General features: G+C 62.7%; 15 protein-coding genes. 11 read left to right on the top strand and 4 right to left on the bottom strand.

Going from position 1 to position 16,150, the window contains the following annotated elements; genetic code table 11:
* The first annotated feature begins 231 nt into the window (after positions 1-231).
* Positions 232-1,275 (top strand): sensor domain-containing diguanylate cyclase, encoded by a 1,044-nt coding sequence (locus tag DQG18_RS03655; RefSeq protein ID WP_116652889.1) that lies wholly within the window; start codon positions 232-234, stop codon positions 1,273-1,275.
* A gap of 4 nt (positions 1,276-1,279) precedes the next feature.
* On the opposite strand, the gene DQG18_RS03650 is transcribed toward DQG18_RS03655, so the two are convergent.
* Complete coding sequence (locus DQG18_RS03650; RefSeq protein WP_116652888.1) at positions 1,280-1,624, bottom strand: antibiotic biosynthesis monooxygenase family protein; 345 nt, start codon at positions 1,622-1,624, stop codon at positions 1,280-1,282.
* 83 nt (positions 1,625-1,707) lie between these two features.
* Here DQG18_RS03650 and DQG18_RS03645 point away from each other — a divergent pair, with 83 nt between their 5' ends.
* Positions 1,708-2,394, top strand: coding sequence for an ArsR/SmtB family transcription factor (locus DQG18_RS03645; RefSeq protein WP_116652887.1), 687 nt, complete (start codon positions 1,708-1,710; stop codon positions 2,392-2,394).
* A 92-nt stretch (positions 2,395-2,486) separates the two neighbouring features.
* Positions 2,487-3,176 carry a PAQR family membrane homeostasis protein TrhA gene (gene trhA / locus DQG18_RS03640; protein WP_116652886.1) on the top strand — a complete coding sequence of 230 codons (690 nt, stop codon included), beginning with the start codon at positions 2,487-2,489 and terminating at the stop codon, positions 3,174-3,176.
* On the opposite strand, the gene DQG18_RS03635 is transcribed toward trhA, so the two are convergent.
* Both DQG18_RS03635 and ilvD read right to left on the bottom strand, forming a co-directional pair.
* Complete coding sequence (locus tag DQG18_RS03635) at positions 3,177-4,127, bottom strand: DMT family transporter (protein ID WP_116652885.1); 951 nt, start codon at positions 4,125-4,127, stop codon at positions 3,177-3,179.
* Positions 4,128-4,248: 121 nt separating this feature from the next.
* Positions 4,249-6,093: a dihydroxy-acid dehydratase gene (gene ilvD, locus DQG18_RS03630; protein WP_116653356.1), complete on the bottom strand. Its 1,845-nt coding sequence runs from the start codon at positions 6,091-6,093 to the stop codon at positions 4,249-4,251.
* A gap of 477 nt (positions 6,094-6,570) precedes the next feature.
* On the opposite strand from ilvD, the gene DQG18_RS03625 reads away from it, so the two are divergent.
* The 7 genes from DQG18_RS03625 to DQG18_RS03595 all read left to right on the top strand — a co-directional run bounded on the left by DQG18_RS03625 (position 6,571) and on the right by DQG18_RS03595 (position 11,832).
* Positions 6,571-7,074 (top strand): DinB family protein, encoded by a 504-nt coding sequence (locus DQG18_RS03625; protein ID WP_245958357.1) that lies wholly within the window; start codon positions 6,571-6,573, stop codon positions 7,072-7,074.
* 162 nt (positions 7,075-7,236) lie between these two features.
* Positions 7,237-7,707, top strand: a complete 471-nt coding sequence (locus DQG18_RS03620; RefSeq protein ID WP_116652884.1) for a hypothetical protein — start codon at positions 7,237-7,239, stop codon at positions 7,705-7,707.
* Positions 7,708-7,856: 149 nt separating this feature from the next.
* A complete protein-coding gene (locus tag DQG18_RS03615) occupies positions 7,857-8,963 on the top strand; it encodes a THUMP domain-containing class I SAM-dependent RNA methyltransferase (RefSeq protein WP_116652883.1) in 1,107 nt (368 codons plus the stop codon).
* A 212-nt stretch (positions 8,964-9,175) separates the two neighbouring features.
* Positions 9,176-9,700: a DUF1697 domain-containing protein gene (locus DQG18_RS03610; protein ID WP_116652882.1), complete on the top strand. Its 525-nt coding sequence runs from the start codon at positions 9,176-9,178 to the stop codon at positions 9,698-9,700.
* A complete protein-coding gene (ilvA, locus tag DQG18_RS03605; protein WP_281270382.1) occupies positions 9,697-11,232 on the top strand; it encodes a threonine ammonia-lyase, biosynthetic in 1,536 nt (511 codons plus the stop codon). The genes DQG18_RS03610 and ilvA overlap by 4 nt, the downstream gene beginning before the upstream one ends.
* A gap of 58 nt (positions 11,233-11,290) precedes the next feature.
* On the top strand, positions 11,291-11,512 hold the full coding sequence (locus DQG18_RS03600; RefSeq protein WP_116652880.1) for an antitoxin MazE family protein: 222 nt from the start codon (positions 11,291-11,293) through the stop codon (positions 11,510-11,512).
* The gene (locus DQG18_RS03595) at positions 11,509-11,832 is read left to right on the top strand and encodes a type II toxin-antitoxin system PemK/MazF family toxin (protein WP_116652879.1); all 324 of its coding nucleotides are present in this window, start codon (positions 11,509-11,511) and stop codon (positions 11,830-11,832) included. The genes DQG18_RS03600 and DQG18_RS03595 overlap by 4 nt, the downstream gene beginning before the upstream one ends.
* A 327-nt stretch (positions 11,833-12,159) precedes the next feature.
* Here the strand turns inward: DQG18_RS03595 and DQG18_RS03590 are convergent, their stop codons facing one another.
* Positions 12,160-12,765 (bottom strand): type VI secretion system-associated protein TagO, encoded by a 606-nt coding sequence (locus DQG18_RS03590; RefSeq protein ID WP_198669649.1) that lies wholly within the window; start codon positions 12,763-12,765, stop codon positions 12,160-12,162.
* Between the two features lie 195 nt (positions 12,766-12,960).
* Between DQG18_RS03590 and DQG18_RS03585 the strand changes: the two genes are divergently transcribed.
* Complete coding sequence (locus DQG18_RS03585; RefSeq protein WP_116652877.1) at positions 12,961-15,867, top strand: insulinase family protein; 2,907 nt, start codon at positions 12,961-12,963, stop codon at positions 15,865-15,867.
* Positions 15,868-16,150 lie beyond the last annotated feature (283 nt).

The raw sequence follows: 16,150 nt of genomic DNA, 5'->3' as shown, positions 1-16,150 counted from the left end.
AGAAGGTGACTCCGGGGATGCCTCGGCTCTTGAGCCCCCCTCTCCCCTTGAGGGAGAGGGGTTGGGGGTGAGGGGTGTGCGGTGCTTGTCCAAAACGCTGATTGCTGAGATTGCAAGCGAACTGACGCTGGATGTTTCCGAGTTCGTAACCATCAGGGCCATCCAATACGCAGTTTTCCACAAATTTGGGTTAGTCTGTTGGAAACGCGAAGCTTTAGTCTGGAATGTACCATGGCGATCGAAACGGGCACCGATGACGAAGGCCGGATTGGCGCGCTCTTCCGTCATGGCATTCCGAGCGCGAATATGGGGGATGGTCTCGACCGCATCGCCGAGATCGCGCGCATGGCGCTCGGGGTACCCGTCGCCGCGGTGACGGCGGTGGAACGCAGCCAGCAGTCCTTTCTCGCCGTGCGCGGGCTCGAGGACACGCCACTGCCGCTCGAACAGTCCTTCTGCGCGGCGGCGGTCGCCGCCAACGCGCCGCTTCTTATTCCCGATGCGCAGGCCGACGAGACTTACGCCGGGTTCGATCTGGTCCGGGGCGACAAGGGCGTGCGCGCCTATCTGGGCGTGCCGATCACGTCTTCGGATGGCTATGCGCTGGGGACCGTGTGCGTGATGGACACCCGGCCGCGCCGCTTTTCGGAAAACGAAGTGGCAATCCTTTCCAATCTTGCCCGGCTCGCGGCTGCTCATCTCGCGGCGCGCCAGCCCGACAGCTTCGATTTCATAACGGGTGCGCTCACCCGACGTCGATTCCAGACGGATGTGGAGCGCGAGTTCGACCGTGCCGTGCGTTACGAGCGTCCGGCCTGCCTCGTCTTTATCGATCTCGACAATTTCGCGCAGATCAATGCGGCCGTGGGCCCGGAAATGGCCGATGAGGTGCTTAAGGCCATCGCCAATCGCTGCCGCGCGGCGCTGCGCGCGACCGATGTTTTCGGACGGATCGCTGGCGCTGAATTCGGCATGCTGCTGCCCGAAACGCTCGCCTATGAAGCCAGTCAATGCGCTGAAAGGTTGCGCGAAATGATTGGGCGGCTACGGTTTCGTACCGAAATGGGCGTCGTTTCGATCACGGCCAGCTTTGGCGTGGCTCCACTCAACGGCGCGATCAAATCCGCTGTCCACTGGTTCGCCCAGGCCGACCTGGCGGTGGTGAACGCCAAGCGGGCGGGGCGCGATTGCGTGGCTTTCGCTCCTCCGGTCGATGCCGAGCCGGTGGGCCTTTCCGATGATACGCACGCCGACGCCACGGCGCGGCTCCACTGATCGTTCAGCCGTGGGCAGCGATGCTGTCGGCGGGCGCCTGCGCGCGGTCGGTGAGACCATAATCGCGCATGACGCTGGCCACCCTTAACCGATACCCGGCGAAAATGCCGTTGCGGCCGGCGGCCTGCGCCTCGCGGTGGGCCTCGAGATTACGCCAGTTCGCCACCGCCCCCTCATCGCGCCAGAACGACAGGGACAGGAATTTTCCCGGCGTTGAAACGCTCTCGAAGCGCTCGACGGATATGAACCCGTCCATGGTTTCGAGCTGCGGCCTGAGAAAAGCGGCGATGCCGAAATAATCGGCGGTGCGGCCGGGGCCAGGTTCGAGCTCGAAAATGACGGCGATCATCGTATATCCACCCGCTTGAAAAACTTGACGCGGCGATAGCATAGCCCGTTGCTGCACAAATATGGTTCGGTTAAGATCGAAGTATGAAGGAAGGGCCGAACATCGCTGCCGTCGGGGCGCTGCTGGGAGACCCGGGCCGGGCGAACATGCTCGTCGGGCTGATGGACGGGCGCGCGCTGACCGCGACGGAACTGGCACAGGCCGCTGATATCACCGCCCAGACGGCCAGTGGGCATCTGGCGCGGCTGGAAGCAGGCGGGCTGATCGCGCGGCGCAAGCAGGGGCGGCACAATTACTTCGCGCTGGCAAACCCCGAAGTCGCGACGGCTATCGAGGCGCTGATGGGGCTGGCGGCGCGGGCGGGACATATGCGTACCCGTACCGGACCGCGCGATGCCGCGATGCGCCGGGCGCGGGTCTGCTACGACCATCTGGCTGGAGAAATGGGCGTGGCGGCGTTCGACAGCCTCCTTGCACGCGGGCTGATAACGCTCTTAGGAGAAAACGTGGCGCTCACCGAGACGGGAAAAGGGTTTTTCGCCGGGCTCGGGATGGCGGTTCCCGGCAGCGGAGGGCGCCGGCAATTGTGCCGGACGTGCCTCGACTGGAGCGCAAGGCGCTACCATCTGGCCGGAAGGCTGGGAGCCGCCCTTTTCACCCATATGCAGGACCAGGGCTGGGCCCGCCGGGAGAAGGGCTCGCGCGTGGTGACGTTCACGCCTGAGGGCGAGGCCCAATTTTCAAGGTCATTTCCTGTTCACGATGTTTGACAGCACCGCATTCATCATTCTGCCTTACCTCTCGTTATAGTCTTTGAGCTTACGCTTACGACAATGGGAAGAATTCCCACGGAGGTGCCAGCATGCGCGGTAGCGCGAGCCGAAATGCACGAGCCTATATCCTGCGCAAGCGCCGCGCCTTCACGCGGGCCGAACTGATCGCGGATGGGGTGGTGCACGGGATCGGGCTTCTGGTGGCGCTGGTGCCCGGAACCATTCTTTTGACGGTCGCGCTACTCCAGACGGCGCAGGACGAGATTGGCGCGCTGGCGATCTATATCGGTTCCTTCGTCACCCTGCTCACCGCATCCATGGCGTTCAATCTCTGCCCGGAAGGCAATTTCAAAGCCTGGCTGGCCCGGCTCGACCAGGCCGCGATCTTCCTTTTCATCGCGGGGACCTATACGCCGTTCCTTGCGGTCCTCGGCGACGTACCGGTTGCAGAAAAACTGCTGTTGTTCGTTTGGGCGACGGCGATCGTGGGGGTGGCGCTGAAACTCCTCGTCCCGCAGCATTTCGGGCGTATGGCCATCCCGTTCTATCTTGCAATCGGATGGAGCGGGGTGATTGCGTTCCACGCGCTGGCGGCAGCGCTGCCAACCGCCGCCCTATGGCTGCTGGTTGCCGGGGGCGTCGCCTATTCGGTGGGGATCGTCTTTCACCTCTGGGAGAGGCTGCGGTTCCAGAACGTGCTCTGGCACACCTTCGTCGTTATCGGCGCCACGCTGCACCTGATCGCCATATTCGATGCCATGATCATCAGCCGGCTGTGACTATTTGCCAGGCTCCTCGGCCAGCACCTGATCGGTCGCCGAGGGCGACGCGCGCATGGCGACGGACTTGGCCAGTTCGCGCTCGCGCAGCCAGATATAGAGGCCCGAAGCCGCCACGATCGGCGTGCCGACGAACATCCACATATCGGGCGGCTCGGCAAAGATGAGCCAGCTCGAGAGCGCCATCCAGACGATCTGCGTATAGCCGAACGGGGCGAGCACCGAGGCGGGCGCATAGCGATGCGCGGTGATGGCGATCTGATGCCCGGTCATCGCCGCGACGCCCACGCTGAGGAAAACGATCCACATGAAGATCGAATCCGGCCAGACCCAACTCGTTATGACGAATGGCAGGAGCGCGATGGCTCCCACGGCACCGACATAAAGCTGCATGGTCAGTGCGCTTTCCTTGCCGGCAAGCTTGCGCGTCATGATGTAATAGAGCGCGCCCGAGAACGAACAGGCAAGTGAGAGGAACACCGCCCAGTGGAACTGCGCCCCCCAGGGCTGGACGATGACGATGATGCCGGCAAAGCCGACAAGAATGGCCACCCAGCGCCGCCAGCCTACTTTTTCGCCCAGCATGGGCACCGAAAGGGCGGTGATCATGAGCGGGATGGTGAACATGATCGTCGCGGTCAGCGTCAGTGGCAGATAGAGTAGCGACGTGAAATTGAGCGCCGTCATGCCCAGCAACAGAAATCCGCGTACGGTCAGCGCCAGTCCGCGCGACGATCGGAATGCGCCCAGCCCCGATTCCGGCAGCGCCAGTCCCAGCATGAAAGCGAACTGCACGATATAGCGCCCGAACGCCACCTGTAGCGGCGGAATGCCCGAAAGCACCATCCATTTGGCCGCCGTATCGCACAACGCAAAGAATATATAGGTGGTGAGGACGATGCCGATGGCAAACAGGCGCCTGTCCTGGGTGGACCCGGTAGGTTTGAGCATGAGGGAGCCTGAAAGGAATGGAGGGGTTGAACCAAAGCCTATCGGATTGAAGATATTGTGCAAGCCGCGGGGGGAGACGGAGTGGGTGCGGATGGAAGCGGGAAAGGGGAGCGGTGCCCGCCTATTCCGGCAGGATCCGCACCGCGCCCAGATCCGCGGACGAGGCGAAGGCGGCGTAGGCCTTGAGGGCTGTGGTTACGTTCCGCTTGCGCTTTTCCGCCGGTTTCCACGCATCGGCGCCTTTTTCTTCCATCGCGGCGCGGCGGCTCTCGAGTTCGGCGTCGGAGACGAGCAGGTTGATGGTGCGGTTGGGGATGTCGATCTCGATCCGGTCGCCCGGCTCGACGAGCCCGATGGCGCCGCCCTGCGCGGCTTCCGGCGAAACGTGGCCGATGGAAAGGCCCGAGGTGCCGCCCGAAAAGCGGCCATCGGTCAGGAGCGCGCAGGCTTTGCCCAGCCCTTTGGATTTGAGATAGCTCGTGGGGTAGAGCATTTCCTGCATGCCGGGGCCGCCCTTGGGGCCTTCATAACGGATGACGACCACGTCGCCTTCCTTGACCTTGCCGGTGAGGATGCCCGAAACGGCGGCGTCCTGGCTTTCGTAAACGACGGCCTTGCCGGTGAACTTGAGGATCGAGTCATCGACGCCCGCGGTCTTCACCACGCACCCGTCCAGCGCGATATTGCCCTTGAGCACGGCAAGCCCGCCATCCTTGGAATAGGCGTTTTCGGCTGAGCGGATGACGCCCGCCGTGCGGTCGAGGTCCAGTTCCTTCCAGCGGTTTTCGGTCGAGAAAGCCTGCGTGGTGCGCACGCCGCCGGGCGCGGCCATGAAGAACTGCCGGACGCTTTCCGAATTGGTGCGCGAGACGTCCCATTTGTCGAGCGCATCGCCCAGCGTCGGCGCGTGGACGGTGGGGCAATCGCGGTTGAGAAGGTTCGCGCGGTCGAGCTGGCCGAGGATCGACATGATGCCGCCAGCGCGGTGCACGTCCTCCATGTGAACGTTGGCGACGGCAGGCGCCACCTTGCACAGCACCGGCACGCGACGCGATAGCCGGTCGATATCGTCCATGGAAAAATCCACCTCACCCTCATAGGCAGCGGCGAGGATATGGAGCACCGTATTGGTCGATCCGCCCATGGCGATGTCGAGCGTCATGGCGTTCTCGAACGCTTCCTTCGTGGCGATGGAGCGGGGCAGGGTGCTTCCATCGTCCTGCTCGTAATAGCGGCGGGCAAGATCGACGATCAGGTGACCGGCCTCGAGAAACAGGCGCTTACGGTCGGCGTGGGTGGCAAGCGTCGAGCCGTTGCCGGGCAGCGACAGGCCCAGGGCTTCGGTGAGGCAGTTCATCGAATTGGCCGTGAACATGCCCGAGCACGAACCGCAGGTGGGGCAGGCGTTTTCCTCGATGGCTTGCACCTCTTCGTCGCTATAGCTGTCGTCGGCGGCAACGACCATGGCATCGACCAGATCGAGCGCCTGCATCTGGTCGCGGATCATCACCTTGCCCGCTTCCATCGGGCCGCCCGAAACGAAGATCACCGGGATGTTGAGGCGCATGGCCGCGTTGAGCATGCCCGGGGTAATCTTGTCGCAGTTCGAGATGCAGACCATGGCATCGGCGCAATGCGCGTTGACCATGTATTCGACGCTGTCGGCGATCACCTCGCGTGAGGGCAGGGAATAGAGCATCCCGTCATGGCCCATGGCGATGCCGTCATCGACGGCGATGGTGTTGAACTCCTTGGCGACCCCGCCCGCGCGCTCGATCTCGCGCGCGACGAGCTGTCCCAGATCCTTGAGGTGCACGTGGCCGGGAACGAACTGGGTGAAGGAATTGACCACGGCAATGATCGGCTTGCCGAAATCCCCGTCCTTCATGCCGGTGGCGCGCCAGAGGCCGCGTGCGCCGGCCATGTTGCGGCCATGGGTGGAAGTGCGTGAACGATATGCGGGCATGATGATGAAACGACCTGCCGGGAGGAAATGCCAAAGCATCGCCCTGCGCGCGGTCCCCCGATTCCGGGCGCGGGAACATGATGGCCCGAGTTCTAGACCGCCACGGGCCGGAAGTAAAGGAAAACCGTACCGTACCGTACGGTACGGCACGAAGAGACGAGAACCGGATCGCAGGGGTGCGTCGGTTTTTGACGGAAGCTTTCTGCGGTTGTTTCGCTGCACACGGCCCCGTTGCCAGCCCCACGGAGCGGCGCTAGTGGTTTCGGGTTTTGATCGAACCGGCACAGAGCGGCGCGTTTTGAGCGATCGCTCTGGATCCCTGTGTATTTGATTTGGTGTAGGTTTGGGTTGGGAGGGAAGCCGTTGGATTCCCGGTACTTGTTACCGGGGCCCAGAGCACGGTTTCCACACGCGTACAGCCTCGGTGATTCCATCAAGACCTGAAATACTCTAGATTGTAAGCTGGAGGGAAAGACGATGATGATCCTGCCGGGCTATGTGCAGACGATGGTTGCCTACAATGCGGAACTAAACCGCCGGATTTATGGAGCGGCGCTACGTCTGGACGACGCCGAACGCAAGGCGGACAGAGGGCTGTTCTGGACATCGATCCACGGCACGCTGAGCCATCTCTACTGGGCCGATCGCATCTGGCTATCGCGTTTCGGGGCGGCCGAGGCGCCCGACCTTCCCATCAAGGAGAGCGGTGCGATGCTCGAGGATTTCGATGAGCTGTGGGCGCAGCGTCAGGCCCTCGATGCCGATATCATCGCGTGGGGCGAGCGGATTGCACCGGCCGATCTTGAGGGCGAATTGCGCTGGTTCAGCGGCGCGGCGGGGCGCGAAATGAGCAAGCCGCGCGCGCTGTGCGTGATGCAGATATTCAACCACCAGACCCATCACCGCGGACAGGTCCACGCCGCGCTGACCGCGCTTGGCGAGGCGACGGGCGACACCGATCTGCCTTTCGTGCTGCCATAGCGAGCGTGAACGTCGGCCCAATTCGGCGATAGCTGGCGCGGCAATTTGTGTCTGCCGTTTGATCCAGATCACGGCGGGCCGCGCTCAATGCGTCATTATCGGCCTCATGCAGTAAGGAAAGGCTGCAATATCTGCGGCGCTGCATATCATGGGGCATGCACGATGGCCGAACCGACAGTTCTCCAACGCCTGATCCTGCTGGCCTTCCGCTTCATCGTAGGGTGGGTTTTCCTCGGCGCTGCGCTGCGCCAGATACCCGACCCCACATGGACGGCCGCCAACCTCCTGAACAACGCGTCCACTTTCGCGTTCTTTTTCAACTTTCTTGCCCAGCCGCCCTTCATCTACCTGATCGACGCCCTGATCCCGTGGATACATCTGCTTTTAGGGCTCGCGCTCTTTCTCGGGGTCTTCCTACGTGGCGCGGCAGTGGTCGGCTCGATTCTGATGATCCTCTACGTGCTGCCGAGACTCTCCTTTCCGGAGGTGTTCACCGACGCCCACGTTATCTATTCGCTCATCATGATCTACCTCGCCTCGATCGGGGCGGGCCGGTTCTGGGGCTTGCAGGGCTGGGTGAACGGGCTCGGGCCCATCGCACGGAACGAGAGGCTGCGCTACGTTCTGGGCTGATCCGGCCGGATTAGGTCCTTGCGCCGGCCCCCGCGCTCGCGGGGGCCGGTTTGGTTTGTGGATCGTTTCAGGTTTTAACGGAAACGACATGGTCTGGCGGCAGCGCTTTTGGTGATTTCGTCAAAACCTGAAACGGTCTACTGAGAGGCATGGATACCAGGTTTGAAATCTTTCTCGTTGCCGTGCCGGGGCTGGAAGGCGCGCTTTGCGGCGAGGCGCGGGAATGCGGGTTTGAAGGTGCGCGCGTCGTGCCGGGCGGGGTGGCGTTCGAGGGCGGCTGGCCCGAGGCGATGCGGGCCAATCTCGAGCTCAGGGGCGCGAGCCGGGTGTTGGTGCGGATTGCATCGTTTCGCGCGATGCATCTTGCCCAGCTCGACAAGCGGGCGCGAAAGGTGCCGTGGGGCGATTTTCTGCGGGCCGATGTGCCGGTAAGCGTCGAGGCGACGTGCCGGAAATCGCGCATCTATCACGCAGGCGCGGCGGCTCAGCGGGTCGTGCGGGCCATCGCCGAGGAACTGGAGGCGCCGGTTGCCGAGGATGCCCCGGTGAAGATCAAGGTGCGGATCGAGGACGATCTCTGCACTATCAGCATCGATACGTCCGGCGAGGGCCTGCACAGGCGCGGGCACAAGCAGGCGGTGAACAAGGCGCCGATGCGCGAGACGCTGGCGGCGCTGTTCCTGCGCCAATGCGGGTTCGATGGTAGCGAACCGGTGCTCGATCCGATGTGCGGATCGGGCACCTTCGTGATCGAGGCCGCCGAAATGGCGGCGGGGCTGATGCCGGGTCGGGCGAGAAGTTTTGCGTTCGAGCTGCTGAAGGGTTTCGATGCCCAGGCCTGGGCCGAGATGCGCAAGAGGGCTCAACCCAAAACCCCATCGGTCCGGTTCCACGGTAGCGACCGGGACGCCGGAGCGGTGCGCATGAGCCGCGAGAATGCCGAACGGGCCGGGGTGGAGGCGTTTTGTACCTTCGAGCAGCGATCCGTCGGAGAGATCGTGCCGCCCGATGGGCCGGCGGGACTGGTCATTATCAACCCGCCCTACGGCGCACGGCTCGGCGAGCGCCAGAAACTCTTTCCGCTTTACCGGGAAATGGGACAGGTGCTGACGGCACGGTTCAGCGGTTGGCGTGTGGGGCTGATCGCGGCGGACGCGACACTGGCCAAGGCAACCGGCCTGCCGTTCCTGCCGCCGGGGAAACCGGTGGACAATGGCGGGATCAGCGTGACGTTGTGGCGGACGGGGGTGCTTTAGGGCGAAACGGATCAGGCACGGATTTTGAGGAAGCATTTCAGGAGCGGCGGCGGGCAGATCGTTCATTCAGTGATACCCGGCAGGCCCGGGGCCGACCTTCTCCTTTTTTCGCTGCGCCTTTGTCATACGCCGCAAACGAGATTAGCCTTGAGGTGATCTGGAGGCAGGGACGTTTATTGGTCCTGTGTTGCGAAGTCGCTGTGGAAATGGGAATGAACGTACTGATCGGATTGCTGCGTGCGGTCAATGTCGGGGGCACCGGCAAGCTGCCCATGGAGGATCTCAAGGCGATATGCAGGGAGATCGGGTTCAGTGACCCGCAAACCTATATCGCCAGCGGCAATCTGGTTTTCGGGACCGCTCTCGACCCGCGCGCCGCCAAGGCGGCGCTGGAGGTAGGGCTGGAGGCCTATGCGGGCAAGCCGGTCGGCGTGCTCGTGCGCACGCCTGAGGAGATGCAGGCGGTGCTGAATGCCAATCCGTTCCCTGACGGTCCCGGCAACAGGGTCCTCGTCACGTTTCTCGACGATGCGCCCCCGTCCGACACCCTGGAGCGCGTCACACATCAAAAAGAGGAAAAGGTTGCGCTGGGAAAGCGCGAGATTTACGTGCATTACGGCGACGGCATGGGACAATCCAAATTGAAGATCCCGGCGGCCAGATACGGAACGGCGCGCAACATGAATACCATTGCCAGACTGGTGGACATGGCGGCGGCGCGCGGCGAATCGAATTGAAGGCAGGAAATCAACACATGCGGGAAACCATCCGGCGCATTCTTTCATCGAGCGTTTATGACGTCGCCATCGAAACGCCGCTCGAAAGGATGGGGCCGCTTTCCGATCGCATGGGGCGGACGGTGTTGCTCAAGCGCGAGGATTTGCAGCCGGTTTTTTCGTTCAAGCTGCGCGGGGCCTATAACAAGCTCGCAACGCTGACCGATGCGGAAAAGGCCCGGGGCGTGATCTGCGCTTCGGCGGGGAACCACGCGCAGGGGCTGGCGTATTCGGCGACCCGAATGGGCGTGCGCTCGGTCATCGTCATGCCGCGCACGACGCCCTCGATCAAGATCGAGGCGGTCCGGCGGCTGGGCGGGGAAGCGGTGATCTTCGGCGATGCGTTCGACGATGCGCGCGTCCACGCGCTCGAACTCTGCGAGCAGCAGGACCTTGTCTTCGTCCACCCCTATGACGACCCCGAAGTGATCGCCGGGCAGGGGACGATCGGCGTCGAGATCCTGCGCCAGCATTCGGGACCCATTGCCGCGATATACGTGCCGGTCGGCGGTGGCGGGCTGGCGGCGGGCATCGCGACCTACGCCAAGTTCCTGCGGCCCGATATCAAGGTCATCGGCGTCGAGCCCGAGGACGCCGCATCGATGAAGGCGGCGCTGGAGGCGGGGCGGCCCGTTCCGCTCAAGGAGGTGGGCATCTTTGCGGACGGCGTTGCCGTGCGGCAGGCGGGCGACGAGACGTTCCGCCTCTGCAGCCAGTATCTCGACGGCATCGTTACGGTGACCACCGATGAAATCTGCGCAGCGATCAAGGATATCTTCGACCACACCCGCGCCATCGCGGAACCTGCCGGGGCGGTGGCGCTGGCGGGGGTGCGCAAGCACGCACGGGACCTTGAGCAAACCGGCGCCGTGGTTGCGATCGCTTCGGGCGCGAACATCAATTTCGACCGGCTGCGCCATGTGGCCGAGCGCGCCGAGATCGGCGAACGCGGCGAAGCCCTTCTGGCGGTGACGATACCGGAAAAGCCCGGCGCCTACCGCGCCTTCATCCGGCTGATCGGCGACCGCGCGATCACTGAATTCAACTACCGCTACGCGCCCGGCGCGCGCGCGCAGATTTTCGTCGGCGTGCAATTGAAGGGCGGCGAGGGCGAAAAGCAGGCGATCATCGAAACGCTGCGCAACGCGGGCCATCACGTGCTGGACCTGACCGACAACGAGGTCGCCAAGCTCCATATCCGCTACATGGTTGGCGGGCGCGTCGAGGGGCTGGTGGACGAATTGCTCTACCGCTTCGAGTTTCCGGAACGGCCCGGCGCGTTGCTCAAATTCCTCGAGGGCCTGCGTTCGGACTGGAACATCTCGCTGTTTCACTACCGCAATCACGGCTCCGACTATGGCCGCGTGCTGGCCGGCATTCAGGTGCCGGACCGCGAGCGCGATGCGTTCGAGGCGTATCTCGATGAACTGGGCTATGCGCACTGGGACGAGTCCGGCAATCCGGCATACGCGATGTTCCTGTCGGCGGTTTAGGGAACTGGACACTGCGCACAAGATTTGTTACATGTAACAGCGAATAAGGGAGACAATCATGTCTTCATCGGTTCGCGAAAGAGTCAGAAAGCATCGCGAGGCGCTTCGCCGCGCAGGGATGCGTCCGGTACAGATCTGGGTGCCCGATACGCGGCAGCCCGGTTTCCGCGACGAATGCAGGCGCCAGTCGGCGATTGTCGCGGAGGCGGACCGCGCGGATGCCGGTCTGATGGATTTCCTCGATGCGGCGTTCGCCGATCTCGATGACCGCGCGGAATGAGGCGCGGGGACATTGTGGCGGTTGCCGCGCCCGGAGATTTCGGCAAGCCGCGTCCGGCCGTTATCATTCAGTCGGATAATTTTTCCCAATCCGACACGGTCATCGTGGCACTGCTGACGAGCACGCTGACCGACGCGCCGCTGCTGCGCGTGCCGGTCGCGCCCACAACCGGCAACGGATTGCAGTTTCCTTCCCAGATCATGGCCGACAAGGTCATGACTTTGCGCCGCAGCCGTATCGGACAGCATATCGGCCATCTGGACGATGAAACAATGGTCGCGCTCAACCGGACCCTGGCGCTGGTTTTGGGTTTTGCCTAGAGTTTTGCTTCATCGCGTTTTCGAACCGAATAAGTGGTGCCCACTTAGAGCGCCTAACAGAACCAGAGATGGCCACGATGGGGTTTGGACGAGTCGGATGCAAGGACAGGCGCGTGGGCGATACCGGGGTATCGCCAAGCGACTGGACACGGCAGGCGGCCGTCCAAACCCCACCTGCGGCGCGCGAAATTTGCCCATCCGCAGTGTTCCCGCGCTTGCCGATACCTCGGTATCGGCTGCACGCGGCGCCTTGCGGGCTGGACAAATTGCGCGCGTCGTGGCCGTCTCTGGTTTTGTTAGGCGCTCTTATTCTGGAAACGCTTTAATCTACCACCCGCACGCTTCGCGCACCGGGACCAGCGCGTCCTCGATGCCTTCGAGTTGGAAGCTCACGGTGACCGAGCGCTGGCCTTGCGGTTGGGCACGGACGAACAGGCGTTCTGCGTCCAGGAGCTGCTCGAGGAACCCCATGGCCTGCGTATCGGTGAAAAAGCCCAGCGCCGTGCGGTCGGTATTGAGTTCCAGCGACTGGCTGCGCGAGGGCAGGCGGTCGAACTGGATGGTGAGCGTGCCGCTGTTCGAGGTCGGCGTGCCCAGTGCATAGCCTGCGAAAGCGAACTGGACGACGGTGTTGTCATCAAGGCACAGGATGGTCATGCGTGCCGGCGCGCGGCCGCGGGGGAGGGCGGGGATCAACTGTTCCGATTGCAGGCTTGCGAAAGGACGCTCGGTGCCCTCGATCTGGGAGATTTCGACGCCGCTGGCCCACATGCCCTGCTGGGGCGTGACGTCTTCGTCGTCTCCGCCGGTGAACTGCTCGGAGCGGAACAGATTGTCATAACAGGCGAGCCTTTCAGTCGCCGGACCGATCAGCGCACAACGCTCCGGCGAGGGCTGCGCGGCAAGGGGTGAAACGGCCAAAAACCCTGCCATCGCGACTGTCCACGCCAGCCAGTGTTTGCCCATTATGCCAAGTCTCCCAAAATTGGTTTAGTCCAATGTGGTGGCCCGCGCCGCCCAAGTCCATATGTTTTCACGCTATTGTTTGCGCGGGCCACGAAACGGTTGGCGTTCGGCAATGTTGTGCCTACATGATCTACCCAAAGGATCTGCCCAAGAGGAGCCACCATGTCAGCCCACCCCGCATTCGACCTGATTGCACAGGAACACATCCCCGAGGTCAATGCGCTGGCCCGGCACTACCGGCACAAGAAGACCGGTGCGGAAGTGCTCTCGCTCATCAATGACGACGAAAACAAGGTGTTCGGGATTTCGTTTGCAACCCCGCCCGAGGATTCGACGGGCATTGCCCATATCCTCGAACACTCGGTGCTGTGCGGCTCGGAAAAGTTCCCGGTCAAAAAGCCGTTCGTTGAAATGCTCAAGGGCTCGCTGCATACATTTCTCAACGCGATGACCTTCCCCGACAAGACGGTCTATCCGGTGGCCAGCCAGAACCTTGCCGATTTCTACAATCTCACCGAAGTCTATCTCGATGCGGTGTTCTTCCCGCTCATTTCCCGCGAGACGTTCCTGCAGGAAGGCTGGCATTACGAACTCGAAAACCCCGATGCGCCGCTGATCTACAAGGGCGTGGTCTTTAACGAGATGAAGGGTGCCTATTCCTCGCCCGACACCGTGTTCCGCGTAACCGCGCAATTCTCGCTTTTCCCCGACACGACCTATGGGCTGTCGTCAGGGGGAGATCCGCGCGTGATGCCGGATCTGACCTATGAGCAGTTCAAGGCGTTTCACGAGCGCTATTATCACCCCTCCAACGCCCAGATTATTTTCTACGGCGATGACGATCCGGCGCGGCGGCTCGAAATCCTCGATGCGGCGCTTTCGCGTTTCGAGCGGACCGAACGCGCGTCCGTGGTGCCGCTCCAGAAGCGGTTCGACAAACCCGTCCGGGTCGAGGCGAGCTATCCCGCCGACGAGGACAACCCGCGCAATGCCTTCGTGTCGGTCAACTGGCTGTTCGATCCCACCGACGACATCGAGGAAAATCTTGCGCGCAATGTGATGGCGCTGGCGTTGTTCGGAACGCAGGCCGCCCCGCTCTATAAAAAGCTCACCGATTCCGGGTTGGGCGAAGCCGTCATGGCCTATCTCAACGGCATGTACCGCCAGCCATGGTTCTACGCCGGCATGCGCGGCGTCGACCCGAAGGATGCCGAAAAGCTCGAAGCGCTGATCCTTGAAGGGCTCGAGGAACTGGCCGAAAAAGGCATCGACAGGGCGACGGTCGAAGCGACCGTCAATACCTATGAGTTCCAGCTTCGCGAGAACAATACGGGCGGATATCCGCGCGGCATCGTGTTCTTCTTTTCAGCACTCAACGAATGGCTCTATGGCGGCAACCCACTTGACGGATTGAAATATGAATCAGCGCTTGAACGGCTTAAAGCGCGGCTTGAGTCAGGTGAATCGGTTCTGGAAGACTTGATCCGTAAGCTGTTGATCAAAAACGGGCATCGCTCGACTGTCGTCGTCAGGGCCGACAAGGAGCAGGCCGAACGGGAAGCCGCCGCCGAGCGGCAAAAGCTCGATGCGGTCCGGGCGGCGATGAACGATAACGAAGTTGAAGACACCATCGAAACCACCCGCCGGCTGAAGGCGCTGCAGAACGCCGTCGACAGGCCCGAGGACCTTGCAAGGATTCCCACGCTGACGCTCGCCGACCTGCCGCGCGAAGGTGTTACGATCCCCAGCGAGGAGATGGCGGTCGACGGCGTGCGGACGCTGTTCCACGACCTGCCGACCAATGGCATCGTCTATTTCGACCTCGGCTTCGATCTCAAATCGCTGCCGCGCGAGTATGTGCCCTACCTGCCCATCTTCACCCAGGCGCTGTCGCAGACCGGCACCTCGAAAGAGGATTTCGTTTCGCTGTCCCAGCGCATCGGGCGCTCGACCGGCGGCATCGTTGCAAGCCGTCTGATCGCGCCCGTGCGTGATACGGATGAGGCGGCGGCCTATGTGGTCATCCGGGGCAAGGCGACTGCCGACAAGACCGGGGAGATGCTTGCCATCCTCACCGACACGCTGACCGATGCGCGCCTCGACAACCGCGAGCGCATCCGCCAGATGGTGGCGCAGAACAAGGCGCATCTGGAGGCCGGATTGGTGCCCTCGGGGCACCAGAAGGTCTTTTCGCGCCTCCGCGCTTCGCTGCACGAGGCCGACTGGGCCAATGAGCAATGCACCGGCGTTTCCCAACTCTTCTTTCTTCGCGACCTGGCAAGGCGGATCGATGAGGACTGGGCCAGCGTCGAGGCCGATCTGGTGGCGATCCGCGAGCATCTGGTCAATGCCGGGGCGGCGGTGTTCAATGTCACAACGGATGCCGGGATTTTTGCCGGGTTTGAAAAGGAACTGGCCGCTTTCGCCGCGACCCTGCCGCGTCACAGCTTTGTCCGGCACGACTGGTCGCCGCTGCCCGCGCCCGCCAATGAGGGGCTGACCATCCCCGCGCAGGTCAATTATGTCGCAAAGGGCGTGAACCTCAAAAAACTCGGACACAGCCCCAGCGCGGCGCTGTCGGTGGTGACCAAATATCTCGGAACCGCCTATCTTTGGGACAAGGTGCGGGTCGAGGGCGGGGCCTATGGTGGGTTTGCGAGCTATAGCCCCCTGGCCGATACCTATGCCTTCGGTTCTTACCGCGACCCCAACCTCGTTGCGACGCTCGACATCTATGACGCAGCGCCCGACTTTTTGCGCAAGGGCGTATCGGAAAGCGACATCGTACGCTCGATCATCGGCACCATCGGCGATCTCGATCCCTATCAATTGCCCGACGCCAAGGGGTATACCGCCTTGACCCGCACCCTCACGGGGGTGACCGAGGACTACCGGCAAGAACGGCGCGAGCAGGTGCTCGCAACCAGTGCAAAGGATTTCACCGACGCAGCCGATCTGCTCGCCGAGGTGGCGCGCAATGGGCACGTGGTGGTGATGGGTTCCGAAAAGGCGCTCACCGAGGCAAACACGGAGCGGAACGGGTTCTTGACGCTGACGAAGGTGCTTTAGGCGGCAGCCGTTTGGGCAGGCACCGCAGCCCCCTCATCCGACCTTTCGCTTCGCGAAAGCCCACTTTCGTCATTCAAATCGCTCCACTGGAGCGATTTGCCCTTCGGGACATTCCTCAATCCCACAAGGGGAGAAGGGTAACCGTGGGGAGGCAACACGAGCCCCCCTCTCCCCCCGTGGGAGAGGGGTTGGGGGTGAGGGGGCTGCGATGCCTCTCCGGAACGCCGTATTTTCCGGTCCGGAAGAACTTATCCCCGCGTCACGCTGATCAGCTATAGTTCTG

The sequence above is a fragment of the Pelagibacterium sediminicola genome (assembly GCF_003390885.1).
Lineage (GTDB): Bacteria > Pseudomonadota > Alphaproteobacteria > Rhizobiales > Devosiaceae > Pelagibacterium > Pelagibacterium sediminicola.
This window is presented reverse-complemented; position numbering and strand designations above follow the sequence as displayed.

What these genes read in the sequence shown, in the direction of transcription:
- DQG18_RS03655 (WP_116652889.1), top strand. Translation starts at nt 232, where the DNA reads ATGGCGATCGAAACGGGCACCGATGACGAAGGCCGGATTGGCGCGCTC.
- DQG18_RS03650 (WP_116652888.1), bottom strand. Translation starts at nt 1,624, where the DNA reads ATGATCGCCGTCATTTTCGAGCTCGAACCTGGCCCCGGCCGCACCGCC.
- DQG18_RS03645 (WP_116652887.1), top strand. Translation starts at nt 1,708, where the DNA reads ATGAAGGAAGGGCCGAACATCGCTGCCGTCGGGGCGCTGCTGGGAGAC.
- trhA (WP_116652886.1), top strand. Translation starts at nt 2,487, where the DNA reads ATGCGCGGTAGCGCGAGCCGAAATGCACGAGCCTATATCCTGCGCAAG.
- DQG18_RS03635 (WP_116652885.1), bottom strand. Translation starts at nt 4,127, where the DNA reads ATGCTCAAACCTACCGGGTCCACCCAGGACAGGCGCCTGTTTGCCATC.
- ilvD (WP_116653356.1), bottom strand. Translation starts at nt 6,093, where the DNA reads ATGCCCGCATATCGTTCACGCACTTCCACCCATGGCCGCAACATGGCC.
- DQG18_RS03625 (WP_245958357.1), top strand. Translation starts at nt 6,571, where the DNA reads ATGATGATCCTGCCGGGCTATGTGCAGACGATGGTTGCCTACAATGCG.
- DQG18_RS03620 (WP_116652884.1), top strand. Translation starts at nt 7,237, where the DNA reads ATGGCCGAACCGACAGTTCTCCAACGCCTGATCCTGCTGGCCTTCCGC.
- DQG18_RS03615 (WP_116652883.1), top strand. Translation starts at nt 7,857, where the DNA reads ATGGATACCAGGTTTGAAATCTTTCTCGTTGCCGTGCCGGGGCTGGAA.
- DQG18_RS03610 (WP_116652882.1), top strand. Translation starts at nt 9,176, where the DNA reads ATGAACGTACTGATCGGATTGCTGCGTGCGGTCAATGTCGGGGGCACC.
- DQG18_RS03600 (WP_116652880.1), top strand. Translation starts at nt 11,291, where the DNA reads ATGTCTTCATCGGTTCGCGAAAGAGTCAGAAAGCATCGCGAGGCGCTT.
- DQG18_RS03595 (WP_116652879.1), top strand. Translation starts at nt 11,509, where the DNA reads ATGAGGCGCGGGGACATTGTGGCGGTTGCCGCGCCCGGAGATTTCGGC.
- DQG18_RS03590 (WP_198669649.1), bottom strand. Translation starts at nt 12,765, where the DNA reads ATGGCAGGGTTTTTGGCCGTTTCACCCCTTGCCGCGCAGCCCTCGCCG.
- DQG18_RS03585 (WP_116652877.1), top strand. Translation starts at nt 12,961, where the DNA reads ATGTCAGCCCACCCCGCATTCGACCTGATTGCACAGGAACACATCCCC.